Origin of the sequence: Maribacter aquivivus, assembly GCF_900142175.1 — a bacterium.
In the GTDB taxonomy this organism is placed as follows: domain Bacteria; phylum Bacteroidota; class Bacteroidia; order Flavobacteriales; family Flavobacteriaceae; genus Maribacter; species Maribacter aquivivus.
This window is the reverse complement of the sequence record NZ_FQZX01000001.1, coordinates 1798530-1818143: the sequence shown is the minus strand read 5'-3', so window position 1 is coordinate 1818143 and position 19614 is coordinate 1798530. Positions and strand designations below refer to the sequence as shown.

Here is a 19614-nt window from a genome sequence, read left to right as displayed (position 1 = left end):
AATGTGTTTTTATATTCTTTTACTAAAGATATAAGAAACGACCAATGAAACCAAAGCAATAACAGCAGCCATCTGCTCTCCATCACTTACCATGATGTGTGCAAAAAATGCTAAGGTAACCGCAAAGAAAAATGCGGAGTATGCCCACTCTTTTATCACATGAAACCTAGGGTTCCAGATTGCAAACAAACCTACCAACTTTGCCGTAGCATATGGGTAAATTAAATACGTAGGATAGCCCAATTTTACGAAAGCACCTTTTATAAATTCGTGATTAAAAAAGTACATGCCTGCGGAAAATAATATCACCAAGCTAAAAATACCTGTTGCGATGTAATAAATGATTCTATCTCTTTTCATGGTTAACAGTATTGGTGGTTGAATATTAATTTATTTCAGCTTATGTAATGCCTCTACGATATCCGTCACTTCTGCTCTTTCTGTGTAATCAGCATCTAAAAAAGCATATTGAATAACAGCATCAGTATTGATTACATAAGTCGCAGCCAAAGGCAGTTCATTACTATGATCTCCATTTACTTCACTTAACCCAAATCCTGCTTCATACATAGTAGCTACCTCATGGGTTAATGTATATACTACGCCATATTCTTTTCCTACTACATTACCAACATCGCTTAAAACAGAAAATTCTAACTTATTCTTCTCTGAAGTAGATAAAGAATTATCTGGCAATTCTGGTGTAATTGCAATTAATGTAGCGCCAGCTTCTTTAATTTCAGGAAGTTTTTCTTGTAAATAGTGCAGTGTGATATTACAATACGGACACCAACCACCTCTGTACCATGTTAAGACAACTGGACCTTTTTTTAATTCATCATATAACAAAACAGATTCTCCCAATGCATTTTTTAAACTAAAATTAGGCGCTTTATCTCCTATATTCAATGCATTTTCAAGCACCCCAGATGCTGCAACACTTTTAATACCATCAGCATAAATCTTCCTTTTCTCTTCAGTAAATTTCGATGCTCCTTGACGTTTTACCTCTAGCAATGCATCTAGTTCACCTTTATTTTTATCTGCTTTACTCATAACCTGCATTTTTAATTTTCTATTCAGCAATCAATTCAGAAAGTACTTGTTTAAAACTAGCTACGGGTTGGGCACCTGTTATTGCACTTTTCATGTTAAATACAATAGTTGGTACGGAGTTTACACCCATATTTTTCCATTGCCCCTGTTTATTCCTTACTTCATAACGGGCTTCTTCATTATCTAATTTAGACAATGCTTCCTCTGCATTTAAACCCACTTCTAATAACGCTTGTTTTAAGACCTCTCTATCAGACACATCTTTTCTTTCACCAAAAAATGAAGTCATTAAGCGTAATTTTAGTTCCGTTTGTTTCCCAAAATCTTTTGCATACTCCAATAACACATGAGCATCAAAAGTGTTTGACATACGCATGTCATCAAAATAATCGAATTTAAAGCCAAGTTCTTCGCCAATATCTGTCATATTTTGGCGCGACTCATTTTGTTGTTCTATGGTAGAACCATATTTTTCAGTAATATGTTCTGTAATATTCTGACCTTCTGGTGGCATACCTGGGTTCAGTTCAAAAGGTTGCCATTCAATCTCTACCTGATCTTGAATACCTAGTTCGTCAATTGCTTTTTCTAATCTCTTGTAGCCAATTGCACACCAAGGGCAAACAACATCAGATACAATATCTATTTTTAATTTCTTTTTCATTTCTAAAAAGTTACAAGCTCACTAATTTGAATTTCTCCTTGCACGTTACTATAATTCTTAACGTCGTCAGCGAATGTTGCTGCATGCGGACCAAAAGCTGCCTGAAAAGAAGCCACATCGTCAAACTTTAAATGTGCAATGGCAACATATGGCGCAGCTTCGCCAGGAGCTCTACCACCAATACCTAAATCTAATTCCAATTCTTTCAATGCACTACCCACAAATTTTTGAACCATTGGCAAGTGCGTGTTTTTGTAATAATCAGCATCGAACTTAACATCTTCACTGTTCGGATACATTACAGATACTTTTATCATTATATGAGTTTTTTAAGTTGATAAATAAAGGTAGCCATTCTTATAAATCAAGATTAGCTACCTCATTTAATTTAGTTTTCTGCCAAAATTTGACGTATCATTTGATTGGTGAATCCCCATTCATTATCATACCACGTCATCACTTTCAATAAGTCGCCATCCACTACTCTAGTCATACCTAAATCAACAGTTGATGCATGCGGATTCTTTACAATATCAGAAGATACCAAAGGCTCATCTGTAGTGTCCAAAATATTTTTATATCTATCAGTTGCCGCTTCTTCTTTAAAGATAGCATTCACCTCTTCAATAGTTACATCGCGTTCCATTACAAAAGTTAAATCGGACATTGACCCTACCGGAATTGGCACACGTAACGCAACACCATCAAACTTACCTGCTAATTCTGGTAATGCCTTTGTAGTTGCAATTGCCGCTCCTGTTGACGTAGGTACAATGTTTGCCGCACCTGCACGACCCATTCTCAAGTTCTTTTGAGAAGGTGCATCAACAATACCTTGAGAGGCAGTATAAGCATGCACCGTAGTCATAATGGCTTTTTTGATACCAATTCTACGACCCAATACTTCTACAACCGGGCTAATATTATTCGTAGTACAACTAGCACAAGAGAATATATTAGTCTCACCAGCTTCGGTATTTACACCATGTACCACTGTCGGTATATCTTCACTTTTGGTAGGTGCCGATATAATTACAGATTTAGCACCTGCTTTAATGTGTTTTTTAGCATCTTCACTCTTGGTAAAGAAACCGGTACTTTCAATAACGACATCAATTTTATGTTCTGCCCAAGGCAAATCCACAGGATTACGTTGAGAGTTGTATTGTATTTTTTTACCATCTATGATAAGGTTGTTTTCATCATGTGAAACTTCCTTTTCATAAATACCATAGACTGAATCGTACTTCAATAAATAAGCAATATTCTCTATAGATACGATATCGTTTACTGCTACTAATTCTAATTCTGGAGTATCCAAAATTACTTTTAAAGAAGCGCGACCAATACGCCCCATTCCGTTTATTGCTATTTTTTTCATTTTGATGTATTTAGTTTATTAAAATTAAATAACCTTCTGCCTTAAAGACAGAAGGCTACAATTAATCACTCAATCAACATATGGTTTCCGGGAAAACTGAAACCTCAATTATTTGGACCATGCAAACTTTTCAAAAGCTGCATCGACCGGTGTATGCGCAATATGATTTGTATAGTTACTAATTACCTTTTGAGATAATCCTAAAATAATTTCCAACACTTGTTGCTCTCCATAACCTGCAGCGTAAAAAGTATCTAAATCTTCTTGAGTTACATTACCACGGTTACGAACTATAGTTAAAGTCATAGTTCTTAGTGCTTCTAATTTTGCGTCTGCTAACGGAGTTTGGTTACGTAATGCTTCTGAAATAGCATCATCAACCTTCATCATTTTAGCAATACCTGTATGTGCTGGCACACAATAATGACATGCATGCTCAACATTTATTGTTTGCCATACTACCGTTAACTCATCATTATTGAATGAAGTTTCAGTAAATAACTGATGTAGTGTTTGGTATGCTTCTAAAATTTTTGGAGAAGATGCCAATACACCATGCAAACCAGGAATCATACCAAATGATTTTTGAGAGTTCTCTAATAATGCTTTGCTACCTTCTGGTGCAGATTCTAAGTCGTGTACTTTTAAAGTTGTCATAATCTTATTATTTCTATTTATTATATTTATGTTAAATCTAAGCAACCGCTTAGTTATTGTTCAAAAAAAATGCTACAAGTGTAAAAATGTAATCCTAATGATGCCTTTTAACTGTTCCTCTTTAAATACTTTTGATGAAATTGACAGACCTAAAAGCGCGTTCATTAAATAGTCAGCTTGTGCTTCTATTTCTTTTACATCCCTTAAGTCGTCTTGTTTTAAGTTCCTTACAAAAAGTTCTCTAATATTTGAAGAAAAACGTTTCAATGCCGCCATAATAACCGGACTCGAATCTTCTTTAATTTCGTTTACCGTATTGGTAACCAAACATCCTTTGAAAATTGCACCTTCTCTAGAAAAATCTAGAAAATCAAAAAAATAATCTTTAATACCTTCTACCCCATTATTAGATTTTTCTAAGGTATTGGTAATGGCTTTAATTTGAGTATTATAAAGTTTAATACTTTCTAAGAATACACCTTCTTTATTTTTAAAGCTGGCATAAATAGAGAACTGGTTAATACCCATTTCTTTCTCCAACATACGAACCGATGTACTTTCATAGCCATTACGCCAGAACAAGCGCATGGCCTTATCTATGACTTCAGTTTCGTTATATTGTTTTTTACGTGCCATTATTTCTAATTAACTACAAAACTAAGCAAGTGCTTTGATATAAAAAAACTTTTAACTTTAGATTAAGTATTATTGGGCATTAAAACCTCTTAAAACGAAAATAACCTATTGACATATAGTACAATAGGTTATTCAAATTAGATGGGCCTGAAGTTTTAATTTTACCCCTTTCGAATAATTTTATCAATATTTCCGGCTAAGTACATATGGTCACTAGCAGAATTTTTACGCAATACATTGGTCATCAACACCACCATATATTTACAATTATCTGGTTGTTCTACGATAATTACCGAGTTCATAAAATTGGTAACATTACCCATATATTTACCACAGGCTTCACCTTTACTTCTATCACACTTATAAAGTGAGCCAGATTTAAAATACACAGCTGCTTCTTTTAAAGCAGGTGATTGTGCGTAACGAATTCTACGATCTGTCATATACATTAATCGTTTCATTTCTAAACTAGAAGCCTCATCTACAACTTTACCCTGCTCTAAATGAACCAAAAATTTCATTAACCCTTGTGGCGACCCAATACTACCACCTTTATCACCAACATAAGTAATTGCACCTCTAGTGAAGAAACTACCCAAACGCCATTCATCGCTTGTAATTCCTAAATCTCGCAATGGTAAATTCACTACATCATTACTTAAATCTGTCAACTCCTTTTTTGGAGTTTCTTTAAAATAGGTATCCGTTTCTTCCTGAGTTAAGTCAGGATATTTTTCACCAAAAGCTGCCATTAACAAAACTTCTCTCCATACTATACTCGCCGCACCATTATTACTTACTGATAACATGTGATCAGCCCATTCATATAATGAGAAAACATCGCTAGCAATCACCTGTCGTTTTACCAACGTATTCTTTTCAATATTATAGATAGGAATAGTGTGTTCATCTGTCAATCCCCATACTCCCGCTTTCACAGATTTGTTCTTTAACAACTCCGTTCTTTTTTCAAATGAATCCGGATAAATTTTTTCTAATTGTGTAAATAACCCAACCAAAACAGCCAGTTTACCAACACTACCTGGTTGATAGCCTGCCGTTTCATTTCGTTCGGCATAACGCACATTCTCAGGATCAGAAATATCCAAGACAGTTAGTGAATAACTTTTATCCAATCCGCGGAAAAGTGCACTTATCTCTTTCTGAAAATCTTCGTTCACCTGCATTAAACCCATTGCACTATCACTCTTTCTTGAGAGTAGGTTCAATTGAATATCGCTGTACGATTTTAAAGCCCCAACCGGTAATGCCGTTGCATCTTTAAGCTCGCCGCTTTTAATTAATTCTAACCTCTTTAAACGTTTTATGCCTGTACGCTCGTAACCGTCAATTGGGTAATATTTGTAGGTTGTAAATGCAGATGCACTTAACACAACAATTAGTAATACTATAATTTTCTTCATACTCATATCAATACTAATTCTTAAAAACTATTATACGTAACATCAAAACGACCGTCGGTTATATTAACGAATTGACCGTTGCCATCTAATGCTGAAAAATAAAAAGTACCTGATATAAACTTCTTTTCTTCATCAATTTTAATGATTTCCAAAACTCCACCAATATTGTCATTAGAGTAAAATTCCGACTCAATTTTTTCGCCATTAATTTTTTTATTAATACTACAAGTTGCATTAGCTACGGGTGTGTCATTAGTTTCTAATATAGTTTGTGAAAGAGAATACAGACCTTCCGTTAACGGTTCATTTCCATTAAAAAGTTCTAAAGCAACAGAAACATCACCGTCTGTATCATTGAATGTACTTAAAGAAAACCGATACTCCTCAAAGACTTCGCCATAGGTTAATTGCAATTTAGGTGCATCTTCACAATCTAAACAAAAGCTCTCTTGTTCAGGCACATACACTTGTCCATTAATAAGGCATCCAAATGTATTTAAGCCTGCTATTGTTGATATTGGCAATTCTTCATTAACAACATTGTCATCCTCTGTATCACAACCAGTAAAAACAAGAAACAATGAAGCAATAAAAAACAAATAGATCCTTTTCATATTACAATTTTGTATTTAAAGAGATTTCTTTCTCTGTATTAATTTTCGGTGTAATAGATTCTAAATAGCCAGAACTCAACGCTTTTTTATTCTCAACAAATGGTCTAATTTGAAACAACCATAATTTATCTTCTTTAAAACCAAGCTCTACATCATAAGCACCTTCGTAATCTGAATTTGTTTCTTTAGGCAAGGTTTCACGTATAGTTTTTGCTAAAGTCTTAATCTCGGCCATGTTCTTATCATTCACTACCCTGTTCTGAAACGTAGCTACTTTCTTGCCAGTTCCTCCAGTTGCAGGTAAAGTATTATATAAAGGTTCTCTTGCAGGCGCTAAAAGACGATATCCATTACTATCATATATAGTATAGGTTTCTGCTGACTGACCATCTACGGCACCACCTGCACCTCTGCTGAATGCCACGGTTAAATCTTTATCGTTACCAGAATTGATACCCTTTGTAATTAATACACCCGAGTAATCTACATCAACACTTGGTATCACCAAAATAGAAGGAAAAACATTCTCTGGATTCAATAAATACACCTGTCTCCATTTAAAGCTACGTTCAGTGTATGGTGAAGCCCACACATCTTTTATACCTTCTAAAACTTTCTCTTTATCCAACACATTGAATAATGTTAGGTTTAATCCTGCACCAGTAAACTCTTTTAAATCCTCCATATTGGTGTCGCTGCGTAAGAACACAGGAATTTTTCCAAAGTCCGACCCAAGAACAGATTTGAATTTACTTTCCAGTTGATTCATAAAATCTTCTTTCAACGGCATTTTTTTGATGGCACCTCTTAAAGTCTCTAATTGTCGTAATTGATAATTCTCCACTTCTGGCTCTGACACATTTGCACTGCGCATACGCTCAGCTTCCACAAACATCGTATTCAAATATTCCCAATATGAACTATTCTCGCCTGGCATTTGCTGATCCATATGGTCTCTAAAAATTCCGAACGGAATCACTAACCCCTCAACCACCTGTTCAGGAAACATCTTTTTCAACTGCCCAAGGTTCGCAGCTTTTGGTCCGCATAAAGCTCCCGAATCGCTAGCATCAACATCGTGCATATTCAAAACATCAGTATTACCCAATTGAATTTTTTCAACAGGCACCTCGATTTTATCTGTATTACGCTCTTTCTTTACAAATATTCCACGTTCTTGATCCGTCATTTGTGCTTCCGGTTTTATAATCACATTTCCCTTGTTAGAAACCGCATAAAACACCCTTGTACCGTCGTACTTCTTTAAACTTTGAAGGTTAGCATCTGACAACGCTGCATTTGGTATGCCTAAATTACGTGCCAATAATTGCACGTGTGACACCATGTTCCCTTCAGCCACCGTAGCAATACCCGCAACAGGTTTTAAATCTGATGGTGAGCGTTGAAAAATATAAATTTTATCTGCTGACACTTCAATATCTTCAGATGAGCCATCTACAACCACCAACTCACCAAACGCATACCCAGGGTTCAATCCTCTAAATGTACTTTGGTTAGCAACATCCATCACTTTATTGGTCAAGGCAGATTCCTTTGAAATGAAATCACCCAACTCACCAACGCTTTGCCCTAAATGTAATGCTACAGAACCTCTAATTCTATCATCTATAAATGCATAAGATTTTGGTTCAAACGTAGTATATGTATTTACAACTTCCTGGTAGTTTGCTTTTACCATAGCTGCACTCCATTCTACCGCAGCTCTAGCCGTTTCTAATACTTGCGTTAATTCTGCCAAACTTAATTGATCTTGGTTGAATTTACTAAGGACACCAGAAATCTGCTCCCATTCCCACAGTTCTAAATATCCTGCCCCGACTGATGCCGTTGTCAATGCACAAATTTTTTCTAATTGTCCACTTACCGTTGTAGGCTCCCAAATAGGTGCATTTTGAAATAATAACTCTTCTAACTTTAAAGAAATATCAAGCAATTGTAATCGTGCTAAAGATCGCTTCTCGGTTAGCAGTTCTTCTCTGATTTCTAAAAGTAACTGCGCTGTTTCATTTACGGAATACGAAGGCGATTCATTATTTGCCATACCATCTACAAATGATTGCACCTTATCACCTAAGACCGTTCCTTTTACCAATTTTGATTTATTCAATAATGACTGAACATCTACAGGTTTAAAAAACGTATTCATTGTAGCTACAAGTCCGTCTAACTTTTTATTCAAATCAGTAGTCAGCGATTTTTGATTTTTAGCTTTAAAATCAATTACTTTTTGAATATCCAATTTTTCTGGTTGACTATGAATCTTAGTTCTCAAGTCCATAAACGGAGTATACAAATCGGAAATCACTTTAGATTCGCTTCGCATTAACTGCGCAACATTATCATCCCCGTTATGTGGAATATCTTTTAATGACTGACGAATAAAATAGAAGTTATCGGTAACTACTGCATCCTTTGATAAAATCGATTTATAGAAAGCAATACCCCAAGCTTCTTCGTCTTCTACCTGAACCGATCCTCTGTAAAACTGCCCTTTTTGATTGATCCATCCGTCATCGACCAAACGCAAATACTTATCTAATTGATATTGTTTTAAACGAGAATGGTTGTGGTTAGCATCCCAAAGTTCATCAATAGTCGTATAAGCTAGAATTTGACCAAAGTAAATATGGTTGCTTTTGCCCAAAGCAACAACCTCATCTTTATAGCGCGCATGCTGCACCCCTGGACCTATATTATCTGGACAAGGATCTTTTGGCTGGCGTACGCTACCATCTGTACAAAACCAACGAATATCTTTATAGGGACCTCGAATATCACTTTTGTATTTCGCTACTAATGTCTGCAAATTTTCGGCGGCTAAATTAGATTGTGCATTAGTACTTTGAACCAAAGTAAAGAGAACAACAATAAGCGTAATAAGATGAAAATATATATTATTATTTTTCAATTGAATTCTATTAATTTATTTAGCAAAGGTACTATCAAATCAGATTACTTAATTCGCTAACTATTAATTATTTTAATACAAAAAAATAAAAATACGCTACTGAATTACAGCAGATTAAGATTAAAAAAAAGATTCATAATAAAATGATAAAATTATTCGTTATTCAATAAATTAGATTTCATTTGTATCAACTTTTTAGGTCCATAAACAGGACTTAAAAAACGGACAAAAAAAATCTATAATTAACTAAACAATTAAAAAAATGAAATCACTTTTAATAGTATTGTTCGTAGCTGTTTCTTCGTTGACCTCATATGGTCAAGACACCAGCACTATGAACGGAACTTATGTAGGCTATGTTGATGGCGCATATGTTTTTTCTGATAGTGAAGGTTACAATGCTGAATTCACGAACATTACAGATAATGTTGCGAATGAATTCGATTTAAACAGCCAAAAATTTGTTGGCAAACAATTTATGATCACTTTCATTGTAGATACTGAGTTAGATGAAGATGATGAAGAAATTCAAGTTAGCACTATAGTCAAATTGCTAATGCCAATATAAACATATATAAAGGACCTAAAAAGGTCCTTTTTTTATGCTCTAAAATGAGCTAAAAACGATGTGTATATTCACAAAAAGAATCTCACTTCAAAGACCCGATTCTTTTTCGTTTCTTTGTAATTCATAACAAAACACAAAATGACTTTACTAGGTATTGATGTAGGTGGCTCTGGAATTAAAGGAGCATTAGTTAATTCGGAAACAGGAGAAATGATCTCTGAACGCCATAGAATACCCACTCCCATACCTAGAACGCCAGAAGCAATGACCGATGTTATTGCTCAAATTGTAACCCATTTTGACTATAAAGGCAAAGTTGGCTGTGGTTTCCCTACCATTATTAAAAACGGAGTCTGTAAGGCTACCGGTAATCTTGATAAAAGCTGGTTAGGTGTAAATGTTGAAAAGTTATTAGAAAAGAAAACGGGACTTGATTTTACCGTAATCAACGATGCAGATGCTGCTGGCTACGCTACTATGAACTATGGTACTGGTAAAGGCAAAAAAGGATTTGTAGTTATGATTACCATTGGCACAGGCTTAGGTAGTGGCGCATTTTTAGATGGTAGGTTGATACCTAATTTTGAGCTAGGACAAATACCTTATAAAGGATATTCTAAAATAGAAAAATGGGCAGCCGGATCAGCAAAAGACCGCGAAGGTCTTTCGTATAAAAAATGGGGAAAGAGATTCAATACCTTTTTAGAGTATGTTGAATTGATTGTTTCACCAGATTTAATTATTCTAGGCGGGGGTGCTTCAAAAGATTTTGATGAGTTTAAATCGAAGATCAAAATAGATACCAAAGTTATACCTGCAGCGCTTCAAAATCACGCCGGTATTATAGGTGCAGCAGTAGCTACACTTCATTAATCTTTATTCAATTACAATACATTATCAATATGTATTCAACGTATTTATAACACTTTAAAACAAAGTGTAATATCTCACGCTTAATATTTTATATAACCAACCAAAATAACCACAATGAAAAAAGTACTCAGTTTATTAGTAATTATCAGTTGCCTTACTGCCACAAAACTTTTAAGTCAAAGGGCAAATTTAGATAGAGAATACTTTCAAGTCTCTTATGTTGATTTACCAACAATACCAATTCTAGATGACTCAAAAAGAACCTTTACCTCAAGTAGTCGTAATATTTTTTTAGAAGGATTTTCTAGAGTAGCACAAAACGGAACCCTTGATTTTAGATTTACATTTCACGGTACCGAAATAGGTGATGTAGATATCAAAAAAAGAACTCACGAAGAAAAAGACAAAGAAGGAAACGTAATTAAAACGACCTATACGTATGATGTACTTTGTAGTTATTCATCTTCAGCAACGGTTTCAATTAGTAATGCCGATTCTGGTGAAAATTCTTCTCTTACCTTTTCCGAAGATGACAGTTACTCAAGCAAAGGATTCAAGACCTATTCTAAAGCAAGTTCGTATTACAACAACAATCGCTATAGTATACGAGACAAATATCGTACTAAGCATCGCAATAGCATGATTAGCCAAACAAATAGTAAAATCAACTATAAATATGGATACGTTCCAGTTACTACTAGTCAATCACAACATTTTTGGATAATCGCTACCAAGAAGCACCCAGAATTTGCCAATCACCAAGAAGCATCTGCAGCTTTAAAGGCAATATTTTCAAAAATGCAGCATGATCAACCAGTAGATGATCTTTTAGTAGAGGCGCAACCATGGATCGATTATTTCAATGACGTTGTAACAAGATATAATGAAGATGACAAGCAGCATAAAAAAGTGCGTTATGCGAGTTACTACAATATTGCAAAAATATATTTGAACTTAGATTTACCAGAAAAAGTTAAGGAATATGCCGATTTACTTACGGCAAACGAGTACGATAAAAAAGACGGGAAACGACTAAATAGAAGTGCCGAAGATTTAATTAATGATTTCACCATAAACGAAATCTCAACAAGGCATTTTGAAGTTATAACAGAAGACCTATCTAATGAGCCAGATGTAGCAATTGTATATGCAGAAGATCCGGCCGAAGAATCAGAAAAGGCAGTTGCGTTTTTAATAACAGCTGCTAACGATACTTTACAAACAACAGTTGCTATTGACGAATTAACAAAAGCGAGCGCAGCAATACAAGTGCTAGACGAAAACAATAAAGCAAAGGAAGTTGCTGCTATAGACAGCAAACAAATAGTATTAACTACAGGTGATATTTATGAAGTTGCCACTTTTACTTCATCAGTTGCTAGTGACAAATCTAACAGCCCAAAATTTGCAAAAGCTATTTACCAGGGAAGCAATATATCATTGTACGAACATATGGGCAAAGAATATGTTTTAAAGTATACCAATACTGAAGACGGTATATCAACAATGAGCAAAGATTTTGTTTTTGGTTTTAATAAAAAATTAGCAGCCTTAAGTACTGAATGTGAAGTGGTAAAAGGAAAAATTATGGCTAACGAATACAAAAACACTAAAGAAGGTCTTTTAGCTTATAGCCAAGCGTATGATGCTTGCGCTGCGGAATAGAGTTTAAACCTTGATCAAATCATAAAGCGTGTATCTAAAAGAACTTTTAGATACACGCTTTTTTTATAGTATAGATATACCTTAAAACTTGATAAGGTATTATTCTAAAATTTTCGCGCCCTCTGGAGCATCAAAAAAGTTCTTTGGTAATTCTTTCTCAAAAGACACATCTGTAAAATCAATTTTAGTGATATAGTCACCAGGTTGATTATCTTTTACTGTCCAGTATGTTTTAAATCCGCCTGGCATGGTAATACCATCTACCGTTTGCTCACCTACAAATTCAGTAAACTTTTCTGGTGCATGACCACCATCTTTAAAGTACTCAGGGTATGAAACGATATATCTCATAACCGCTATTTTATTTGTCTCTTTATTTACATATAAAATGTAGTAATCATCTGGTGCATCACCAGTCTCTGCATCAAAAGTTACTTTGATCACATTATAATCTTGATCTTTAAATTTCTCTGCATCTAACAACTCTAGATTAACCCCTTCCCCACTCAAAACAAACGGATGACCAACAAACCATAACGGTGTTAGTGCCCAGAACTTAGTATCATAAGCAAATGAAGTACTGTCTTTAGCCTTTACCCAAGCTTGCTCACCTGTCCAACCAAATTTGGCTGAGCTATCTGTCGCACTTGTATGTACAGATCTGTTGCTCCACGTATCTACCGTTTGGTAACTATCTCTAGGCGTTTTACCATCTAAAGGTTGATAATTAAAACGAAAGGTAATTGGTCCGTTTGCATACCAAGTATCTAAACCGCCATGAGCTTCCATAGCATTCCAAATAACTTTTCCAGCTTCAGTGCCATTTAGTCTTTCTTTTGTTTTTGCAACTCTTGATGTAACCCAAGAATCTGGGTAAGCAATAACATCATTTTCAGCAACCACTTCTTTAGCGGTTTCGGTTGTTTTTTTAGGAGTTTCTTTACAGGATATAAAAACTGCAAATAATGATAAAAGTGAAAATTTGTAAAGTAATTTCATAGTTGTGTGCCGTTTAGTTTAGTATACAGTTATGATCAGACGGCTTTATGATCTAAACTGGCTATTTTACGTTCCTCATAATTCTCTGCAACCACCTTATCTAATTCTGCTGGTGCTTCAAAATTTAGAGTATTTTCTTTAAGTCGTTCTTCACCTCCAAAAATAACTTGAATCTCTTTATTAAATAATCCTTCTAAGGATCGCTCAGCAACATACTCTGGTGCATCCATTTTTCTACCCTTAAATTTTTGCATCATTTGGGTATCTGTAGCAGTGGGGAAAGCACAGGTTACCCAAACTTTAAAAGGTGCCAATTCTCTACGCATAGAATCTGAAAACTGACGAATAGCAGCTTTGGTACTACCATAAACTGCATAAAATGGCATTCCGATCAATCCCAATCCCGATGAAATATTTAAAATATATGCATCCTCAGAAAACCTTAAAAGTGGAATACAGTATTTTGTCAATAACATTACCGCCGTTAAGTTTACCGCAACTTGATCATATAAGTCTTCATCTTGTATATCTTCTAAAGGACCAGCAGCGACGATACCGGCATTGTTTATCAATATATCTAAATGCCCCCATTTATCTTCTATACGTGCAGCAGCATCACGTAAAACTTGAATATTAGCAATATCACCCGCAATTCTTATAAAACTTACCTCAGGATATTCTAATGATAAATCTTTAAGATTTTTCTTGTCGCGTGCAATTACAGCAATATTGGTTACCCCATCTTTAATTAGGTATTGAACCATGCATTTTCCAATACCCCGTGTACCCCCAGTAATGAGTACATTTTTCCCTTTTAGTTGCATAATAATGTTAGTTTAAGTTGTGATTAAATTCCACTTTAAATTAGCCAAAATTCTATGCATAAACGAAGAAAAATGCAGGATGAATGTATTATTAAGAATGTAGGAAAATCTAACCTATAATTTTGCGTTTTTCTGAACACACAGACACTAATTAACATTATATCAGCGTGGTAATCACAAAACACACTTCATCAACAACTTCCAAATAATTATTAAAACTAAAAAAACCACCCTATTGGGTGGTTTCTATATTTAAAAGAAAAAAAAAGCTCCTTAAAAAAGGAGCTTTTTTACTTATGCTATTTTATTTCTCTTACGCTCATTTTCTGTCAAATAGATTTTACGTAAACGTAAATGCTTAGGTGTAACCTCAACATACTCATCTTTTTGAATGTACTCTAATGCTTCTTCAAGAGAAAACTTAATTGCCGGAACAATTTTAGCTTTATCATCTGCACCAGAAGAACGAACGTTAGACATCTTTTTAGTTTTTGTAATATTCACGGTCATATCATCTCCACGAGAGTTTTCACCGATAACTTGACCTTCGTAAATATCTTCACCCGGATCAACGAAAAACTTACCACGATCCTGTAATTTATCGATAGAATAAGGAATTGCTTTTCCTCTTTCCATAGAAACTAAAGAACCATTTTGTCTTTGAGGAATATCACCTTTCATTGGTTGATACTCTAAGAAACGGTGTGCCATAATAGCCTCACCAGCAGTAGCAGTTAATAATTGGTTACGAAGACCGATGATACCACGTGATGGAATTTGAAATTCACACAACATACGGTTACCTTTAGCTTCCATACTAGTCATCTCACCTTTACGTATAGATACCATTTCTACAGCTCTACCAGAAACTTCTTCAGGTAAATCAATAGTTAAATGCTCAATAGGCTCACATTTAACACCGTCTATTTCTTTTATAATTACTTGTGGTTGTCCAATTTGTAATTCATAACCTTCACGACGCATAGTTTCTATTAATACAGAAAGGTGCAATACACCACGACCGAATACTAAAAACTTATCAGCACTATCAGTATCATTTACACGTAGGGCAAGGTTTTTCTCCAACTCCCTAGCCAAACGATCTTTAATATGTCTAGAAGTAACGAATTTACCATCTTGACCAAAGAATGGGCTATCGTTAATCGTAAACAACATACTCATTGTTGGCTCATCAATTGTAATAGTTTTTAATGCTTCAGGGTTTTCTAAATCGGCAACAGTATCACCAATTTCAAAACCTTCAACACCAACTAATGCACAAATGTCACCAGTTATAACTTCTTGTACTTTCTTACGACCAAGACCTTCAAATACGTAAAGTTCTTTGATTTTAGATTTTACAATAGAACCGTCTCTTTTAACCAAAGATATTTGTTGTCCTTCTTTTAATGTTCCTCTTTGTAATCTACCAATAGCAATTCTACCAGTAAATGAAGAGAAATCTAAAGAAGTAATCAACATTTGAGTGTTACCTTCTTTTGGTTCAAAAACAGGAATATGCTCAATAACCATATCTAACAATGGCTCAATATTCGTTGTTTCGTTTTTCCAATCTTCACTCATCCAGTTGTTCTTTGCAGAACCGTAAACTGTAGGGAAGTCTAACTGCCATTCTTCAGCACCTAGTTCAAACATAAGATCGAAAACTTTTTCATGTACTTCTTCTGGAGTACAGTTTTCTTTGTCAACTTTATTGATCACCAAACAAGGCTTTAAACCAAGGTCAATCGCTTTTTGAAGTACAAAACGTGTTTGTGGCATAGGACCTTCAAAGGCATCTACCAATAACAAAACACCATCTGCCATATTCAATACACGCTCAACTTCACCACCGAAATCGGCGTGACCAGGAGTATCAATAATATTTATTTTAGTATCCTTATATATAACGGAAACGTTTTTAGAAGTAATGGTAATACCACGTTCTCTTTCTAAATCGTTATTATCCAAAATTAAATCACCTGTATTCTCGTTTTCACGAAACAAGCTACAGTGGTACATTATTTTGTCTACCAAGGTTGTTTTACCGTGGTCAACGTGCGCAATGATCGCAATATTTTTTGTAGTAGTGGACATAAAAGGTCTTATTTAAGCGTGCAAAGATACTTTAAATAACAATAGCCACACTTAAACTTATGTTATTTTTATCTTATTGATTTTGAGAGAGTTCCACAATACGAATCCTACTTTTTTCTACCACCAATAACCCAACCAAGTCTAGCATCAATTAAAATACCCGCATCTGTATTAAATTCATTCACAAAAACACCTGGTCCGAAAGCCAGGCTAAAGTAGAATCCTTTCTTGTAAGTACGCTGTAAACCATACACTAATGCAGCGTTATAATAGTAGTCTGATGCGTATTCTAAATCACCAATAATAGGTGTGCCGAATTGAAACTGATTTAAAAAACTGAAGTAATTACCAGTGTTGCCAGAAATGTTTTTTCCTTTTTTTAATCTTCTGTCGAAGTTATTATAATATCTAAAGTCAGCCGCAAAACCAGGATATAGTCCGAACTCTGTTTCTACATTTGAAGCCCCACGAAGGGCAAAACCTATAATAGCTTCTGCATTTATTGTTGTTCTTTCCCCTACTCCTATTTCATATGAAACTCCAGGTAACAACGCATTAACTTTAAAGAGTCCGTCTTCTACTAATTGATCAGACTGTGCATTCACATAAAAAGCGGACAAAAGAATAACGGATAGAAAGGTGATTTTTTTCATGATATAATTTGGTTTGATTTTATTGGGGATGTATATCAAATATCAGACCATATTAATCAAAAGTGGGTTTTGTAGATTTTCTTTTTGTGGCTACCCACCCAAAGGTAACATTAAGCAAAAAGCCATGACCACTATCTAAAGTTTTTGAATCAAAATAGCCATAACCCACTTCTGCATTTACATTAAAACCTTTTCTGTTGGTTCGCTGAACACCGTATACTCCGCCATAGAATGCAAAGGCATAATCACTATTTCCGTCAGAGATATTATCTGTAAACTGTACAGGCTCCCAGAAAATGCTACGCGCAGGACCAATGTAATTTGCAGAGTTACCTATTACATTCTTATTCACATCTAAACGCTCTTGAAAATTATGGTAATATCTAATTCTAGTATGCCAAGCAAAACCTAAAGTATAGCCTTCTTGGTATCTTGCAAATGCCGGTGTAAAACTGGTAGATACACTTACGTTTTTAAAAAGACCTAGCTCATATCTAATTCCCGGTCCCAATATGTTAATTGTAAATTGGTGTCGCTCTAGATTAACGAGTCCGTTGCCTTTTTCAGAAAAATCCCTGATTTGGGAATGTGCCGTTGTTATAGATAAGAATAGAAAAATCAGTGTAATTTTTTTCATGTAGATAGATTGATGTTGCAACTAAAACTACATGATTATAAAAAGGTAACCACTTGATTTAATGAAATATTAAGAAAATACCTACGTAATTAACGCCCAACGCACCATCGTTTTTCACTAATAATAAAGCCTATACTTAAGTTCGCTACCGGATAAATACCGCCTTCAAATTGTCCGTCATAATACGCAGCACCAACATCTACCGAAAAGTTGAATCCCGAATCATAACTACGTTGTATACCTGTTACCAAACCGGCATAGCCAAAAGCTCCCGCTACATTTTCATTAGCAATAGTTCGCGAACTAGGAAAAAAGACCGCTACAGCAGGTGCTACATAATTAGCAGAATTACCATAAATCTGTTTTCTTTTACGTTGGCGCTTTCCAAAATTATAATAGTAGCGATATTGACCGGCTATAGCAGGAAAAACTCCAAATTCTCTATATACATCTGGCAACAGAGGATCTAAAGCAACTTGAATTCCCGCTTTTATATCAAGGGTTGTATTCGTGCCCAATGCCATTTCGTATTCTATACCAGGATTAATAAGGTTAATCTTTACCTGCCTCAGCTCACAATTTTTACCAAATTGAGCATGGGCATTGCCAGTAAAAAATACAAGCAATAGTATAATTAGAAACTGTTTGATTTTCATTTCGATTTGGGGTTTCGACAATCTTATCTTAATAGAACAGTAAGCTTCTTAAAATAGTATCTTTGATTAAAAATATTCGACGAATGAACCTATCTCTAATACCACAAATAAAACATACCGACAGTAATAACTTTTTCCTTCTATCTGGACCCTGCGCCATTGAAGGTGAAGACATGGCAATGCGCATTGCAGAGCATATTATTACCATAACCGATGAGCTTAAAATACCTTATGTATTTAAAGGAAGTTTCAAGAAAGCAAATCGTAGTCGTTTAGATTCATTTACAGGTATAGGAGATGAAAAAGCATTGAAGATTCTTCGAAAAGTTTCTGAAACATTTAAAGTACCAACGGTTACCGATATACATACTGAGCAAGATGCCGTCATGGCTGCAGAATATGTAGATGTACTTCAAATACCTGCATTTTTAGCACGCCAAACAGATTTAGTTGTTGCCGCTGCACAAACAGGAAAAACGGTAAACATCAAGAAAGGACAATTTATGAGTCCTGAGAGTATGAAGCATGCCGTTAATAAAGTTACAGAGACCGGAAACCAACAAGCAATTATTACCGATCGTGGTACCATGTTCGGCTACCAAGATATGATCGTAGATTTTAGAGGTGTACCAACTATGAAACAATTTGCACCTGTAGTTTTAGATGTTACACATTCGTTACAACAACCAAATCAAACTTCTGGTGTTACAGGTGGTAGACCAGCTTTAATAGGCACAATGGCACGTGCAGGTGTTGCAGCAGGTGTTGACGGACTCTTTATTGAAACACATTTTGATTGTGCCAACGCAAAAAGCGACGGTGCCAATATGCTAGATTTAGGATTAATGAAAAAACTATTGACAGATTTAGTGGCGTTAAGAGCAGTTGTTAATCAGTTTTAATTTATAAGTCTTTTCGCTTATAAAACCCATTTTTACGAACAGAATAAGCATCTTGTAAAACATCAATAAGAATATCGTTATCAATATCTTCAAGGGTACTATAACGCAATGAACGTACTACTTTTCTGTTTTCAGAAATTAGTACGTTCAAATGTTTTGTAAGATGTGCAGAGTTCCAAAAAGCAATATCTACAAATTGCTTTTTGTGCGATGCATTCAAATAACAAATAGGCGATTTACCGATATAAAAGCAAGGTATATTCCATTTAAATTTCAGTTCAACCTCAGGCAAAGTCGTTTCAATCATCATTTGCAAATGCATTAAAATTCCTCTGTACGGTTCAGGTTGATTGAAAATATAATCCTCTGCTGGTTTCAT

General features: G+C 35.0%; 21 protein-coding genes. 4 read left to right on the top strand and 17 right to left on the bottom strand.

Features of this window, described 5'->3' with window-relative positions; translation table 11 throughout:
- Positions 1–9: 9 nt before the first annotated feature.
- The 10 genes from BUC31_RS07725 to BUC31_RS07680 form a co-directional block, all read right to left on the bottom strand.
- The gene (locus tag BUC31_RS07725) at positions 10–360 is read right to left on the bottom strand and encodes a DoxX family protein (RefSeq protein ID WP_073242760.1); all 351 of its coding nucleotides are present in this window, start codon (positions 358–360) and stop codon (positions 10–12) included.
- A gap of 30 nt (positions 361–390) precedes the next feature.
- Positions 391–1056 (bottom strand): peroxiredoxin-like family protein, encoded by a 666-nt coding sequence (locus BUC31_RS07720; protein ID WP_073243812.1) that lies wholly within the window; start codon positions 1054–1056, stop codon positions 391–393.
- A 19-nt stretch (positions 1057–1075) separates the two neighbouring features.
- Positions 1076–1720, bottom strand: coding sequence for a DsbA family oxidoreductase (locus BUC31_RS07715; protein ID WP_073242758.1), 645 nt, complete (start codon positions 1718–1720; stop codon positions 1076–1078).
- Between the two features lie 2 nt (positions 1721–1722).
- The gene (locus tag BUC31_RS07710) at positions 1723–2037 is read right to left on the bottom strand and encodes an EthD family reductase (protein ID WP_073242756.1); all 315 of its coding nucleotides are present in this window, start codon (positions 2035–2037) and stop codon (positions 1723–1725) included.
- 71 nt (positions 2038–2108) lie between these two features.
- Positions 2109–3101 carry a type I glyceraldehyde-3-phosphate dehydrogenase gene (gene gap, locus BUC31_RS07705; protein ID WP_073242754.1) on the bottom strand — a complete coding sequence of 331 codons (993 nt, stop codon included), beginning with the start codon at positions 3099–3101 and terminating at the stop codon, positions 2109–2111.
- A gap of 108 nt (positions 3102–3209) precedes the next feature.
- The gene (locus tag BUC31_RS07700) at positions 3210–3758 is read right to left on the bottom strand and encodes a carboxymuconolactone decarboxylase family protein (protein WP_073242752.1); all 549 of its coding nucleotides are present in this window, start codon (positions 3756–3758) and stop codon (positions 3210–3212) included.
- Positions 3759–3830: 72 nt separating this feature from the next.
- Positions 3831–4394 carry a TetR/AcrR family transcriptional regulator gene (locus BUC31_RS07695; RefSeq protein WP_073242750.1) on the bottom strand — a complete coding sequence of 188 codons (564 nt, stop codon included), beginning with the start codon at positions 4392–4394 and terminating at the stop codon, positions 3831–3833.
- Positions 4395–4555: 161 nt separating this feature from the next.
- Positions 4556–5818 carry a serine hydrolase gene (locus BUC31_RS07690; RefSeq protein ID WP_073242748.1) on the bottom strand — a complete coding sequence of 421 codons (1263 nt, stop codon included), beginning with the start codon at positions 5816–5818 and terminating at the stop codon, positions 4556–4558.
- Between the two features lie 20 nt (positions 5819–5838).
- Positions 5839–6432: a Riean_0653 family protein gene (locus BUC31_RS07685; RefSeq protein WP_073242746.1), complete on the bottom strand. Its 594-nt coding sequence runs from the start codon at positions 6430–6432 to the stop codon at positions 5839–5841.
- Position 6433: 1 nt separating this feature from the next.
- On the bottom strand, positions 6434–9361 hold the full coding sequence (locus tag BUC31_RS07680) for a PEP/pyruvate-binding domain-containing protein (RefSeq protein ID WP_244534015.1): 2928 nt from the start codon (positions 9359–9361) through the stop codon (positions 6434–6436).
- A 262-nt stretch (positions 9362–9623) separates the two neighbouring features.
- Between BUC31_RS07680 and BUC31_RS07675 the strand changes: the two genes are divergently transcribed.
- The 3 genes from BUC31_RS07675 to BUC31_RS07665 all read left to right on the top strand — a co-directional run bounded on the left by BUC31_RS07675 (position 9624) and on the right by BUC31_RS07665 (position 12467).
- Positions 9624–9929, top strand: coding sequence for a hypothetical protein (locus tag BUC31_RS07675; protein WP_073242744.1), 306 nt, complete (start codon positions 9624–9626; stop codon positions 9927–9929).
- Between the two features lie 138 nt (positions 9930–10067).
- Entirely contained in the window at positions 10068–10802 is a 735-nt protein-coding gene (gene ppgK, locus BUC31_RS07670; RefSeq protein WP_073242743.1) for a polyphosphate--glucose phosphotransferase, read from the top strand.
- A 114-nt stretch (positions 10803–10916) separates the two neighbouring features.
- Positions 10917–12467: a hypothetical protein gene (locus tag BUC31_RS07665; RefSeq protein ID WP_073242741.1), complete on the top strand. Its 1551-nt coding sequence runs from the start codon at positions 10917–10919 to the stop codon at positions 12465–12467.
- Positions 12468–12566: 99 nt separating this feature from the next.
- Here BUC31_RS07665 and BUC31_RS07660 read toward each other — a convergent pair whose 3' ends face one another.
- The 6 genes from BUC31_RS07660 to BUC31_RS07635 form a co-directional block, all read right to left on the bottom strand.
- Positions 12567–13466: a DUF6503 family protein gene (locus tag BUC31_RS07660; RefSeq protein WP_073242739.1), complete on the bottom strand. Its 900-nt coding sequence runs from the start codon at positions 13464–13466 to the stop codon at positions 12567–12569.
- A 35-nt stretch (positions 13467–13501) separates the two neighbouring features.
- Positions 13502–14290, bottom strand: coding sequence for an SDR family NAD(P)-dependent oxidoreductase (locus BUC31_RS07655; RefSeq protein WP_073242737.1), 789 nt, complete (start codon positions 14288–14290; stop codon positions 13502–13504).
- Positions 14291–14584: 294 nt separating this feature from the next.
- A complete protein-coding gene (gene typA, locus BUC31_RS07650; protein WP_073242735.1) occupies positions 14585–16387 on the bottom strand; it encodes a translational GTPase TypA in 1803 nt (600 codons plus the stop codon).
- Positions 16388–16494: 107 nt separating this feature from the next.
- Positions 16495–17040 (bottom strand): hypothetical protein, encoded by a 546-nt coding sequence (locus BUC31_RS07645; RefSeq protein WP_073242733.1) that lies wholly within the window; start codon positions 17038–17040, stop codon positions 16495–16497.
- A gap of 52 nt (positions 17041–17092) precedes the next feature.
- The gene (locus BUC31_RS07640; RefSeq protein WP_073242731.1) at positions 17093–17677 is read right to left on the bottom strand and encodes a hypothetical protein; all 585 of its coding nucleotides are present in this window, start codon (positions 17675–17677) and stop codon (positions 17093–17095) included.
- Positions 17678–17766: 89 nt separating this feature from the next.
- Positions 17767–18333: a hypothetical protein gene (locus BUC31_RS07635; protein WP_073242729.1), complete on the bottom strand. Its 567-nt coding sequence runs from the start codon at positions 18331–18333 to the stop codon at positions 17767–17769.
- Between the two features lie 83 nt (positions 18334–18416).
- Between BUC31_RS07635 and kdsA the strand changes: the two genes are divergently transcribed.
- The gene (kdsA, locus tag BUC31_RS07630; protein ID WP_073242727.1) at positions 18417–19235 is read left to right on the top strand and encodes a 3-deoxy-8-phosphooctulonate synthase; all 819 of its coding nucleotides are present in this window, start codon (positions 18417–18419) and stop codon (positions 19233–19235) included.
- Between the two features lies 1 nt (position 19236).
- Here kdsA and BUC31_RS07625 read toward each other — a convergent pair whose 3' ends face one another.
- A complete protein-coding gene (locus tag BUC31_RS07625) occupies positions 19237–19614 on the bottom strand; it encodes a DUF1801 domain-containing protein (RefSeq protein WP_073242725.1) in 378 nt (125 codons plus the stop codon).